Below are 12,057 nucleotides of genomic sequence, written 5' to 3' on the forward strand. Positions count from 1 at the left end.
CACCCTCTCGGGCTTTCCTCCGGGCTTTTCCCTTCGGTCTTGCGTTTCCGACTCTATCAGATCTTTCCGATCCGATTTCCTCGGTGCTTTCCGGCTTCTCGGCTTTCCCGATCCGCTTTCCGGCGTTGATCCGACTTTATCAGAAGTTCTGAGTCGGATTTCCCGCCCCGCTCAGTCACCCGTTCAGGCACACGAAGGTGCCGGGTTCCCTTGCTGGCGGAGCCGTAAACGTACTGGAGCGGGGCGCCCCGATGCAAATCGAGGCGCCCCGCTCCGGGTTGACGCTGGTCAGGCAGCGCGGGCTGCTCAGACCTCCACGACGACCGGGAGGATCATCGGGCGCCGGCGGTAGGTGTCCGAGACCCACTTGCCGACCGAACGGCGGATCAGCTGCTGCAGCTGGTGGGGCTCGACCACGCCGTCCTGGGCGGACTTGTTCAGGGCCTGCTCGACCTTCGGGATCACGGCGTCGAACGCCGAATCCTCGATGCCGGAGCCCCGGGCGTGGATGTTCGGGCCGCTGACGATCTTGCCGGTCGAGGAATCCACGACCACGAAGACCGAGATGATGCCCTCGTCGCCCAGGATCCGGCGGTCCTTCAGGTGGGTCTCGGTGACGTCGCCGACCGAGAGGCCGTCGACGTACACGTAACCGGCCTGGACCTTGCCGACGATCCTGGCCTTGCCGTCGACCAGGTCGACGACGACGCCGTCCTCGGCGATGACGATGTGGTCCTTCGGGACACCCGTCATCGCGCCGAGCTCGGCGTTGGCGCGCAGGTGGCGCCATTCGCCGTGGACCGGCATGAGGTTCTTCGGCTTGCAGATGTTGTAGAAGTACAGCAGCTCGCCTGCCGAGGCGTGGCCCGAGACGTGGACCTTGGCGTTGCCCTTGTGGATGACGTTGGCACCCCAGCGGGTCAGGCCGTTGATCACGCGGTAGACCGCGTTCTCGTTGCCCGGGATCAGGGACGACGCCAGGATCACGGTGTCGCCCTGGACGATCCGGATCTGGTGGTCGCGGTTCGCCATCCGGGAGAGCGCCGCCATCGGCTCGCCCTGGGAGCCCGTACAGACCAGCACGACCTCGTCGTCCGGCAGGTCGTCGAGGGTCTTCACGTCGACGACAAGGCCGGCCGGGACCCGGAGGTAGCCGAGGTCGCGGGCGATGCCCATGTTGCGGACCATCGAGCGGCCGACGAAGGCCACCCGGCGGCCGTACTCGTGCGCCGCGTCGAGGATCTGCTGGATGCGGTGCACGTGGCTGGCGAAGCTGGCCACGATGATGCGCTTCTGGGCGTTCGCGAAGACGTTCCGCAGGACGTTGGAGATGTCCTTCTCCGGCGGGACGAAGCCCGGGACCTCGGCGTTCGTCGAGTCGGACAGCAGGAGGTCGATGCCCTCCTCGCTGAGCCGCGCGAACGCGTGCAGGTCGGTGAGCCGGCCGTCCATCGGGAGCTGGTCCATCTTGAAGTCGCCGGTGGCGACGGCCATGCCCGCAGGGGTGCGGATGGCGACGGCCAGCGCGTCGGGGATGGAGTGGTTGACCGCGATGAACTCGCAGTCGAACGGGCCCAGGTTCTCCCGGTCGCCCTCCGTCACCTCGAGGGTGTAGGGGCGGATGCGGTGCTCCTGGAGCTTGGCCTCGATCAGGGCGAGGGTCAGCTTGGAGCCGATGAGCGGGATGTCCGGCTTGAGCCGGAGGAGGTACGGGACGGCGCCGATGTGGTCTTCGTGGCCGTGCGTGAGCACGATGCCCTCGACCTCGTCGAGGCGGTCCTTGATGATGGTGAAATCGGGCAGGATCAGGTCGATGCCCGGCTGCTCCTCCTCGGGGAAGAGGACGCCGCAGTCGACGATCAGCAGCCGGCCGTCGAACTCGAAGACCGTCATGTTGCGGCCGATCTCACCGAGCCCGCCGAGCGGGGTGACGCGCAGGCCGCCCTTGGGCAGCTTCGGCGGGGCGCCGAGTTCAGGATGCGGATGACTCAAAAGACTCTCCTCACCACACGCGCCACGTACCGCTTGGGCACGTGGCGCGCATGACATTCGTGCACTTGCTGTTGTCAGTCGATCGTTCGTCGATCGGATATTCAGTTGTGAAGTCTGTAGTCAGATCTCTACCCCGCCGGCGGCGAGATCGATCTTGAGCTGGGCGGTCTCCTCGGGCGAGAGCTCCACGAGCGGCATGCGCAGGGGGCCGGCCGGGAGGCCCTGGAGGGCGAGGGCGGCCTTGGTGGTCATGACGCCCTGGGTGCGGAACATGCCGGTGTAGATCGGCAGGAGCCGCTGGTGGATCTCGGTGGCCTTCTGGACCTCGCCGTTCAGGTGGGCGTCCAGGAGGGCGCGGAGCTCGGGGGTCACGACGTGGCCCACGACGGAGACGAAGCCGCAGGCGCCCACGGAGAGCAGCGGCAGGTTGAGCATGTCGTCGCCGGAGTACCAGGCCAGGCCGGATCGGGCGATGGCCCAGCTGGCCCGTCCGAGGTCTCCCTTGGCGTCCTTGTTGGCGACGATCCGGGGGTGCTCGGCGAGGCGGACGATCGTCTCGGTGTCGATCGGGACGCCGCTGCGGCCGGGGATGTCGTAGAGCATCACCGGGAGCTCGGTGGCGTCGGCGATGGCCGAGAAGTGCCGGTACAGGCCCTCCTGCGGGGGCTTGTTGTAGTACGGCGTGACGGCGAGCAGGCCGTGCGCGCCGTCGCGTTCGGCGGTGCGGGCGAGCTCGATGGAGTGGTGGGTGTCGTTGGTGCCGATGCCGGCGACGACGTGGGCGCGGTCGCCGACCGCGTCCAGTACGGCTCGTACCAGCTCCGATTTCTCCGCGTCACTGGTGGTCGGGGACTCGCCGGTGGTGCCGTTGATGACGAGGCCGTCGTTGCCTGCGTCCACCAGATGGGCGGCGAGTCGCTGGGCACCGTCGAGGTCGAGTGCGCCGTCAGCCGTGAAGGGCGTGACCATGGCGGTGAGGACCCGCCCGAAGGGGGTCTGCGGAGTGGAGATCGGAGCCATGGGTAACACGCTACTCGCTGCTCAGCGCCCGGTGTCCCCTAGGGGGACGTGAGAAAGGGAGCCCGGCACTGCCTGCTCGGGGGTTCAGGCAGTGCCGGGTCCGTTTGATCAGCCTAGATGAACTTCGTGAAACGTCGCAATACGGACACTTCGCGTGACGGGATCGTACGTGTGTGCTTTATGGGGCCACACGGCCGTTCTTGTTGAACGCGGCATAGGTCAGCGGCATGAGCTGGGCCCAGTGCTGCTCCATCTTCTCGCCGACCATCTCGATCTCCCGCTGCGGGAAGGACGGCACCTTGGCCAGCTCGTGCTGGGTGCGCAGACCGAGGAAGTGCATCAGCGAGCGCGCGTTGCACGTGGCGTACATCGAGGAGAAGAGGCCGACGGGCAGGACCGCGCGGGCGACCTCGCGGGCGACGCCGGCGGCGAGCATCTCCTGGTACGCCGCGTACGCCTGGATGTACGAGTCCTCCATGACGCGGCCGGTCAGCTCCTGCTGGGCCTCGCTGCCCTCGACGAAGACGTACTTGCCCGGGCGGCCCTCCTGGACGAGCTTCCGGGAGGCGTCCGGAACGTAGAAGACCGGCTCCAGCTCCCTGTAGCGGCCCGACTCCTCGTTGTACGACCAGCCGACGCGGTGGCGCATGAACTCGCGGAACACGAAGATCGGGGCGCTGATGAAGAACGTCATCGAGTTGTGCTCGAACGGGCTGCCGTGCCGGTCCCGCATCAGGTAGTTGATGAGCCCCTTGGACCGCTCGGGTTCCTTCTGCAGCTCGTCGAGCGACTGCTCTCCCGCGGTGGAGACGCGGGCCGCCCACAGCACGTCCGAGTCGGCGGCGCTGTGCTTCACCAGCTCGACGGTCACATCGCTGCGGAAGCTGGGCTTGAGGTCTGCTGCGGGGGTGTCGGTCACCGGCGGGGTCCTTCCAAAGTGCGTCGCTCGGGCGGCGCCCACTCTACGGGGAGCCACTGACAGCGGACTCCCACACCCACCCGGACCACTTTCTTTGGCCAATTCGGGGAAATGGGGCACCGAATGGTGACTTTGCTCGTCTGTATCTGTGACACCGCACACCACAGAGCACCAGGAGAGTGGCCCCATGTTCGGCCGGCGAGAAGCTGTCCCGTTTGCGTTCGTCGCTGATGCCGACCGCTTCCGCAGTAACGTCACTCCGCCGCCCAGGGAGCGCCTCAGTGTCTCCGAGGTCATGGGCCGTACGCTGGTCGGGCTGACCGTCGTGGCCGGTCTCGTCGGATCGCTGCTCTTCGGAATCCCGTCCATGCAGTCGGGTACGACCGAGGGCCACCGGCAGCAGTCCGAGGCTTCCGACAGCCGTTGAGCAGTACGGCCCCCTGGGGTGGCCCGGTCGAGACCACCTCGGTAGCCTCACCGGGCACAGCCCCTTCGAGCGTGCTTGTGAGTGAGGATCAGTCGTGCCCCTGCCTTTTCTGACGGCCGACCGCGCTTTTGACGCGTCCGACGACGTCGCGCTGCCGTTCGACGACCACGACCAGTGGCGTCGTCCCTACCGGCCCGGACCCTGGCGGGTCGGGGCGGCGGCGCTCGCGCTGCTGCTCGCCTCGTTCGTGCTCTTCGCCGCGGTGATCATCGCCGCGGCGGGGGCGATGACCGGTGCCCTCGCGACCTTCGGGCTCGCTGCGGCGATCATCGTCGGTGCGCTGCGAGCGCTGCGGGTGGGGACCTGGGTGAGCCGCCACGGCGTGCGCCGGGTCGGCTTCTTCTCGACGGCGACCGTGGCCTGGCCGCGGGTGACGGAGCTGCGCACGGTGCAGCAGCCCGTGCGGTGGCTGGGGCTGCCCCGCACCGTGCAGGGCCAGGCGCTGATTCTCGTACGGCAGGGCGGTGAGCAGATCACTCTGCTCACCGACCACAGCGCCGACTTCCTCTCGCGCGTCGAGGCGTTCGACCGCGCGGCCGACACGGTCGAGGCGTGGAACGCCGAGTACGGCGTCCACGCCGCGCGTTGACCGCTACGCGCTGACCGTACGGCCCTCGTGGAGGGCGATCGCGCGCTGCATCGCCTTGCGGGCGCGCGGGGTGTCGCGGGCGTCGTGATAGGCGACCGCGAGCCGGAACCAGCAGCGCCAGTCGTCCGGGGAGTCCTCGGTCTCGGCCCGCCGCTGCGCGAAGACCTCGTCGGCCGAGTCCCGGTCGATCCGGCCGCCGGCCGTGCGCTTCAACTCGTCCACGGGCAGGCCGCCTTCGGCCTCCAGCTCGCGGGCCAGCCGCTGCGCGTTCCGCGCGAAGGCGGTGTTCTTCCAGAGGAACCAGCCACCCACGCAGGGCAGCAGGAACGCGACCGCACCCATGCCCATGGCGGCCGGCTCGCCGGTCAGCAGGAGCAGGACGCCCTCCATCGCCACGACGCCGAAGACGAGCACCAGCACCGTGGCGAGGAAGACGTACGTGATCTTTCCGCCCATGACCGTCAGCCCAGGTCCAGGAAGTGCTCCAGGCCGAAGGTGAGGCCGGGAGTGGTGACGACACGGCGGGCGCCCAGAAGGATGCCCGGCATGAAGCTGGAGTGGTGCAGCGAGTCGTGACGGATGGTCAGGGTCTCGCCATCGCCGCCGAGCAGCACCTCCTGGTGGGCCAGCAGGCCCCGCAGGCGTACGGCGTGCACCGGGACGCCGTCGACGTCCGCACCACGCGCGCCGTCGAGGGCGGTCGCGGTCGCGTCCGGCTGGGCGCCGAGGCCGGCCTCGGCGCGGGCGGCGGCGATCAGCTGGGCGGTGCGCGTGGCGGTGCCGCTGGGGGCGTCGACCTTATTCGGGTGGTGCAGCTCGACGACCTCGACGGACTCGAAGTACGGGGCCGCGATCTGCGCGAACTTCATCGTCAGGACGGCGCCGATGGAGAAGTTCGGGGCGATCAGGACGCCCGTCTGCGGAGAGGCGTCGAGCCAGGTGTTCAGCTGCGCGAGGCGCTCCTCGTTCCAGCCGGTGGTGCCGACGACCGCGTGGATGCCGTGGCGTACGCAGTACTCGAGGTTGTCCATCACCGAGGCCGGGGTGGTCAGTTCGACCGCGACCTGGGCGCCCGCGTCGGCGAGCGTCTCCAGCTTGTCGCCGCGGCCGAGCGCCGCGACCAGTTCCATGTCCTCGGCGGCCTCGACGGCCCGTACCGCCTCGGAGCCGATACGGCCCTGGGCTCCGAGTACCGCCACGCGCAGCTTGCTCATGCTCTGAACTCTCTCTGGGAGTGTCTAGGAGACGGATTCGTGCAGGCGTGCCGCCTGCTTGTCCTTCAGCGGCCCTATGGCGGACAGCGAGGGACGCTGTCCGAGCACATCACGGGCGACCTCCCGGACCTCGTCCGGGGTGACCGCGGCGATCCGGGCGAGCATGTCGTCGACGGACATCTGGGTGCCCCAGCACAGCTCGCTCTTGCCGATGCGGTTCATCAGCGCGCCGGTGTCCTCCAGGCCGAGGACCGTCGAGCCGGAGAGCTGGCCGATGGCGCGGGCGATCTCGTCGTCGGACAGGCCGTCGGAGGCCACCTTGTCGAGCTCGTCCCTACAGATCTTCAGCACATCGTGGACCTGGTTGGGGCGGCAGCCCGCGTACACCCCGAAGAGGCCGCAGTCGGCGAAGCCCGAGGTGTACGAGTACACGCTGTAGGCCAGGCCGCGCTTCTCGCGGACCTCCTGGAAGAGGCGGGAGGACATGCCGCCGCCGAGGGCCGTGTTCAGCACGCCGAGCGCCCAGCGGCGCTCGTCGGTGCGGGCGAGGCCCGGCATGCCGAGGACCACGTGCGCCTGCTCGGTCTTGCGGCCCAGCAGCTCGACGCGGCCCGCGGTGCGGATCGTGCGGTGTCCGTCGCGGGGGGCGACGGGCTGTGCGTCGGTACGGGTGAGAGCGCCGGCCTTCTCGAAGGCGCGGCGGACCTGGCGTACGACGGTCGCGTGGTCGATGTTGCCCGCGGCGGCGACGACCAGGTGGGTCGGGTCGTAGTGCTTCTTGTAGAAGCGGGCGATCCGGCCGCGGTCGAGGGCGTTGATCGTGTCGACCGTGCCGAGCACCGGGCGGCCCAGGGGGGTGTCGCCGAACATGGTCTGCGCGAACAGGTCGTGCACGACGTCGCCCGGGTCGTCCTCGGTCATCGCGATCTCTTCGAGGATGACGCCGCGCTCGGCGTCCACGTCCTCTTCGAGGATCAGCGAGCCGGTCAGCATGTCGCAGACGACGTCGATCGCGAGCGGCAGGTCGGTGTCGAGGACCCGCGCGTAGTAGCAGGTGTACTCCTTCGCCGTGAAGGCATTCATCTCTCCGCCGACCGCGTCGAGCGCGGAGGAGATGTCGAGGGCGCTGCGTCGCTTGGTGCCCTTGAAGAGGAGGTGTTCCAGGTAGTGCGTGGCGCCGTTGAGGGTGGGCGTCTCGTCGCGGGAGCCGACGTGCGCCCAGATACCGAAGGTGGCGGAGCGCACGGAGGGCAGCGTTTCGGTGACGATCCGCAGGCCGCCGGGGAGGGTGGTGCGGCGGACCGTGCCGATGCCGTCCTTGCCCGGGAGAAGCGTTTGGGTACGGGCGACGGCCCGCCCCTCCGAAGAGGGGCGGGCCGTCACACGGGAACTACGGGACGTCACTGGTCGGTGTCGTCCTTCTTGTCCTCGGCAGCCGCGTCCTCGTCCGCCATGACGGGGACGAGCGACAGCTTGCCGCGCTGGTCGATCTCGGCGATCTCGACCTGGACCTTGGCGCCCACCGCGAGCACGTCCTCGACGTTCTCCACGCGCTTGCCACCGGCGAGCTTGCGGATCTGCGAGATGTGCAGCAGGCCGTCCTTGCCGGGCATGAGGGAGACGAAGGCACCGAAGGTGGTGGTCTTGACGACCGTACCCAGGTAGCGCTCGCCGACCTCCGGCATGGTCGGGTTGGCGATGCCGTTGATCGTGGCGCGGGCGGCCTCGGCCTGCGAGCCCTGGGCGGCACCGATGTAGATGGTGCCGTCGTCCTCGATCGTGATGTCGGCGCCGGTGTCCTCCTGGATCTGGTTGATCATCTTGCCCTTGGGGCCGATGACCTCACCGATCTTGTCCACCGGGATCTTGACGGTGATGATGCGCGGCGCGTTCGGGGACATCTCGTCCGGAACGTCGATCGCCTCGTTCATCACGTCGAGGATGTGCAGACGCGCGTCACGGGCCTGCTTCAGCGCGGCGGCCAGGACCGAGGCGGGGATGCCGTCGAGCTTGGTGTCGAGCTGGAGCGCGGTGACGAAGGTCTTCGTACCGGCGACCTTGAAGTCCATGTCGCCGAAGGCGTCCTCCGCACCGAGGATGTCGGTGAGGGCGACGTAGTGGGTCTTGCCGTCGATCTCCTCGGAGATCAGACCCATGGCGATACCGGCGACGGGGGCCTTCAGCGGCACACCGGCGTTCAGCAGCGACATGGTGGAGGCGCAGACCGAACCCATGGACGTCGAGCCGTTGGAGCCGAGGGCCTCGGACACCTGACGGATCGCGTACGGGAACTCCTCGCGCGTCGGCAGCACCGGCACGATGGCGCGCTCGGCGAGCGCGCCGTGGCCGATCTCGCGGCGCTTGGGCGAGCCCACGCGGCCGGTCTCACCGACGGAGTACGGCGGGAAGTTGTAGTTGTGCATGTAGCGCTTGCGGGTCACCGGGGAGAGGGTGTCCAGCTGCTGCTCCATGCGGAGCATGTTGAGGGTGGTGACGCCCAGGATCTGGGTCTCGCCACGCTCGAACAGCGCCGAGCCGTGCACGCGCGGGATGGCCTCGACCTCGGCGGCGAGCGTACGGATGTCCGTGATGCCGCGGCCGTCGATGCGGACCTTGTCCTTGATGATCCGCTCGCGGACCAGCTTCTTGGTCAGCGCGCGGTAGGCGCCCGAGATCTCCTTCTCGCGGCCCTCGAAGGCCGGGAGGAGCTTCTCGGCGGCGAGCTCCTTGACGCGGTCGAGCTCGGTCTCGCGCTCCTGCTTGCCGGCGATGGTGAGCGCCTGCGCGAGGTCGTTCTTGACGGCGGCGGTGAGCGCCTCCAGGACGTCGTCCTGGTAGTCGAGGTAGACCGGGAACTCGCCGGTGGGCTTGGCGGCCTTGGCGGCGAGGTCGGCCTGCGCCTTGCAGAGGACCTTGATGAAGGGCTTCGCAGCCTCGAGACCGGCGGCGACGACCTCCTCGGTCGGCGCCTCGGCGCCGCCCTTGACGAGCTCGATCGTCTTCTCGGTGGCCTCGGCCTCGACCATCATGATCGCGACGTCGCCGTCCTCCAGGACGCGACCGGCGACGACCATGTCGAAGACGGCGTCCTCGAGCTCGGTGTGCGTCGGGAACGCGACCCACTGGCCCTTGATCAGCGCGACACGGGTGCCGCCGATCGGGCCGGAGAAGGGCAGGCCGGCCAGCTGCGTGGAGCAGGAGGCGGCGTTGATGGCGACCACGTCGTAGAGGTGGTCGGGGTTGAGCGCCATGATCGTCTCGACGATCTGGATCTCGTTGCGCAGGCCCTTCTTGAAGGAGGGGCGCAGCGGCCGGTCGATCAGGCGACAGGTGAGGATCGCGTCCTCGGAGGGGCGGCCTTCCCGGCGGAAGAAGGAGCCGGGGATCTTGCCGGCCGCGTACATCCGCTCCTCGACGTCCACCGTCAGGGGGAAGAAGTCGAGCTGGTCCTTGGGCTTCTTGGACGCGGTGGTGGCCGAAAGGACCATCGTGTCGTCGTCCAGGTACGCGACGGCGGAGCCGGCGGCCTGCTTGGCCAGGCGGCCCGTCTCGAAGCGGATGGTGCGGGTGCCGAAGGTGCCGTTGTCGATGACGGCCTCGGCGTAGTGGGTCTCGTTCTCCACTAGCGGTTTCTCCTACGTGTTCGTCTTTTCGTCCGTCGGCCCGTGTGGCCGGGGACGGTGGTGGAGGAGAAGCGCGCCTTCGGGTGCGGGCCGGTCTTCGATCGAAGCACCCGGGGATTGTGGGGTCCGGGGGCCACTACCGAGGACCGGCGGCGTGCCGGCGGCCTCTCGCTCGTGATGTGGCGTTGTGCGACCAGACTAAGTGCCGGTCGGTACATCGCGCACGTACAGCAAAGGGAGCGGCCCCCTAAAAGTGGGAACCGCTCCCTTCACGGCGTACTTACTTCGCACCGCCGGCCGCACCGCGGCGGATGCCGAGGCGGTCGACCAGGGCACGGAAGCGCTGGATGTCCTTCTTGGCCAGGTACTGCAGCAGGCGGCGACGCTGGCCGACCAGGATCAGCAGACCACGACGGGAGTGGTGGTCGTGCTTGTGCTGCTTGAGGTGCTCGGTCAGGTCCGAGATGCGGCGGGAGAGCATCGCGACCTGGACCTCGGGGGAGCCGGTGTCGCCCTCCTTGGTGCCGAACTCGGCCATGATCTGCTTCTTCGTAGCGGCGTCGAGAGACACTCGGTACTCCTCTTGATGTTCGTGCGCCCACGAGTGCCCCTGGTCTTGTTCTCAGGGGAGCTTCCGTGACTCGGAGGCGAAGGTCCGATGAGCGCTGCTCCCAGAGAATCCGGGAGCGCGTACACAAACGGCCGTCACACAGCGTACCAGGTGACCGGAGTGCCCTTATTTGCTGGTGAGCGAGCGGGCCGCCATGAAGACGTCCAGGACGGCCAGGCAGAGCGGCACCAGGGAGAGCAGGACGAAGCCCTCGGTCAGGTCGAGGAGGCGGCCCCAGAAGGGCGAGAGGCCCTTCCTCGGGATGATCAGGCCGATGGCCGTGACCAGGGCGGCGCCGGCGGCGACGGCCGCGGTGAGCCAGATCGTACGGATGTCCAGGCCACCGCGGTCCCCGTAGATCAGCAGGTCCTTGACCAGGTCGGCCGGCGGGTTCAGGGAGAGGCCGAGGATCAGCAGGGCGATCGCGGCGATGCCGGCGACCAGCACGCAGGCGACCTGCGAGGTGTACCGGAAGAGCCGGGCGCGCAGCAGCATCGCGAGACCGGCGGCGAGGGCGAGCAGCTGGCCCCAGATGTTGCCGGCGAAGCCGAGGACCGCGGCGGAGCCGACGACGACGGCGGCGCAGCCGCCGACGAGGCCGAGGAGCATCTCGTGGCCGCGCCGGGCCTGGAGGGCGATCCGCTCGCCGTCGACGGGCTGGGCCTCGTCGGGGGTCTGGTTCGGGTCGGCGTGGAACTCGTCGTCGGTGGCGCTGCGCGGGGAGGCGTAGCCGATGGGCAGCCGGGCGAAGCGGGCGGAGAGGCCGGGCAGGAACGCGACCAGGCCGACGGCGACGGGCGCGCAGACCGCGGCCGTCTCGGTGGCGCTGGACTCGCTGACGATCGCCAGGAAGGTGGCCAGGGTGCCGACGGCGGCCAGGAAGGTCGCCGCGACGAAGGGGGCGTCGCCGCTGGGGGTGAGCGCGACCAGGACGACGGAGGCGACCAGCACGGTCACGCAGCCGAGCAGGAACTGCAGGCGCCCGGGGCCCTGGCCGGCGTCGGGTCCGACGATGCCCGAGCCGGCGATGAGCAGCAGCGGGAGGGCGCCGAGGCCGAGGGCGACGGCGGTGGCCCGGTCCCCGTACACCCGGGCCCGGACGCCGGCGAAGGCGGTGAGCAGGACGCCCGCGGCGCCCGCGATGACGCCGGGCAGGCTGTGCATGTCGTGACGTACGGGATCGGCGAACCAGAGCACGAAGCCCATCAGGACCAGCAGCAGCACGCCGCCGACGAGTCCGGCGCCGCGCAGCAGGTCGTCGCTCCACAGGTGCCGGTCACGCGTGACGGCTGAGGCGACCGCGTCGGAGACGTCGTCGAAGACGGCGGGCGGCAGTGACTGGGCGAACGGGCGCAGCGAGAGGACCTCGCCGTCGAGGACCTGCTGGGCGGCGAGGGTGCGCGCGCCGTCGAGGACCGAGCCGTCCCGCCGGACCAGGTGGTAGCCGGTCGGGGTGCCCGCGGACTGGGTCTGCCCGGTGAGCCGCAGGATCTCCGGATAGACGTCGGCGACGGCGATGTCCTCCGGAAGCGCGACGTCGATACGACTGTCCGGCGCCACGACGGTGACGCGGCAGAAGCCGGTCGCTGCGGTCGTACTCACG

General features: G+C 69.3%; 11 protein-coding genes. 2 read left to right on the plus strand and 9 right to left on the minus strand.

Features of this window, described 5'->3' with window-relative positions; all coding sequences use genetic code 11:
* Positions 1-306 precede the first annotated feature (306 nt).
* The 3 genes from ACFV9D_RS34145 to thyX form a co-directional block, all read right to left on the minus strand.
* Positions 307-1,992 (minus strand): ribonuclease J, encoded by a 1,686-nt coding sequence (locus ACFV9D_RS34145; protein ID WP_385155194.1) that lies wholly within the window; start codon positions 1,990-1,992, stop codon positions 307-309.
* 120 nt (positions 1,993-2,112) lie between these two features.
* Positions 2,113-3,012, minus strand: coding sequence for a 4-hydroxy-tetrahydrodipicolinate synthase (gene dapA / locus ACFV9D_RS34150; RefSeq protein WP_385155196.1), 900 nt, complete (start codon positions 3,010-3,012; stop codon positions 2,113-2,115).
* Between the two features lie 178 nt (positions 3,013-3,190).
* Positions 3,191-3,931 carry an FAD-dependent thymidylate synthase gene (thyX, locus tag ACFV9D_RS34155; RefSeq protein WP_385155199.1) on the minus strand — a complete coding sequence of 247 codons (741 nt, stop codon included), beginning with the start codon at positions 3,929-3,931 and terminating at the stop codon, positions 3,191-3,193.
* A 187-nt stretch (positions 3,932-4,118) separates the two neighbouring features.
* Between thyX and ACFV9D_RS34160 the strand changes: the two genes are divergently transcribed.
* The gene (locus ACFV9D_RS34160) at positions 4,119-4,358 is read left to right on the plus strand and encodes a hypothetical protein (protein WP_385155202.1); all 240 of its coding nucleotides are present in this window, start codon (positions 4,119-4,121) and stop codon (positions 4,356-4,358) included.
* Positions 4,359-4,452: 94 nt separating this feature from the next.
* Positions 4,453-5,007, plus strand: coding sequence for a hypothetical protein (locus ACFV9D_RS34165; RefSeq protein WP_385155205.1), 555 nt, complete (start codon positions 4,453-4,455; stop codon positions 5,005-5,007).
* Positions 5,008-5,010: 3 nt separating this feature from the next.
* Here the strand turns inward: ACFV9D_RS34165 and ACFV9D_RS34170 are convergent, their stop codons facing one another.
* The 6 genes from ACFV9D_RS34170 to eccD form a co-directional block, all read right to left on the minus strand.
* Positions 5,011-5,463, minus strand: coding sequence for a hypothetical protein (locus tag ACFV9D_RS34170; protein WP_385155208.1), 453 nt, complete (start codon positions 5,461-5,463; stop codon positions 5,011-5,013).
* Positions 5,464-5,468: 5 nt separating this feature from the next.
* Positions 5,469-6,221, minus strand: coding sequence for a 4-hydroxy-tetrahydrodipicolinate reductase (dapB, locus tag ACFV9D_RS34175; RefSeq protein WP_385155210.1), 753 nt, complete (start codon positions 6,219-6,221; stop codon positions 5,469-5,471).
* Positions 6,222-6,245: 24 nt separating this feature from the next.
* Positions 6,246-7,625 (minus strand): M16 family metallopeptidase, encoded by a 1,380-nt coding sequence (locus ACFV9D_RS34180; protein WP_385155213.1) that lies wholly within the window; start codon positions 7,623-7,625, stop codon positions 6,246-6,248.
* Positions 7,622-9,844 (minus strand): polyribonucleotide nucleotidyltransferase, encoded by a 2,223-nt coding sequence (locus ACFV9D_RS34185; RefSeq protein ID WP_385155216.1) that lies wholly within the window; start codon positions 9,842-9,844, stop codon positions 7,622-7,624. Before ACFV9D_RS34185 ends, ACFV9D_RS34180 begins: the two co-directional genes overlap by 4 nt.
* 280 nt (positions 9,845-10,124) lie before the next feature.
* Entirely contained in the window at positions 10,125-10,415 is a 291-nt protein-coding gene (gene rpsO, locus ACFV9D_RS34190; RefSeq protein ID WP_158991116.1) for a 30S ribosomal protein S15, read from the minus strand.
* Positions 10,416-10,580: 165 nt separating this feature from the next.
* Positions 10,581-12,056, minus strand: coding sequence for a type VII secretion integral membrane protein EccD (eccD, locus tag ACFV9D_RS34195; RefSeq protein ID WP_385155219.1), 1,476 nt, complete (start codon positions 12,054-12,056; stop codon positions 10,581-10,583).
* Position 12,057 lies beyond the last annotated feature (1 nt).

Origin of the sequence: Streptomyces sp. NPDC059875 (assembly GCF_042731085.1) — a bacterium.
Lineage (GTDB): Bacteria > Actinomycetota > Actinomycetes > Streptomycetales > Streptomycetaceae > Streptomyces.

Bases quoted from the DNA above. Each gene is read 5' to 3' on its own strand.
- dapA (WP_385155196.1), bottom strand. From the start codon at position 3,012: ATGGCTCCGATCTCCACTCCGCAGACCCCCTTCGGGCGGGTCCTCACC.
- ACFV9D_RS34160 (WP_385155202.1), top strand. From the start codon at position 4,119: ATGTTCGGCCGGCGAGAAGCTGTCCCGTTTGCGTTCGTCGCTGATGCC.
- ACFV9D_RS34170 (WP_385155208.1), bottom strand. From the start codon at position 5,463: ATGGGCGGAAAGATCACGTACGTCTTCCTCGCCACGGTGCTGGTGCTC.
- dapB (WP_385155210.1), bottom strand. From the start codon at position 6,221: ATGAGCAAGCTGCGCGTGGCGGTACTCGGAGCCCAGGGCCGTATCGGC.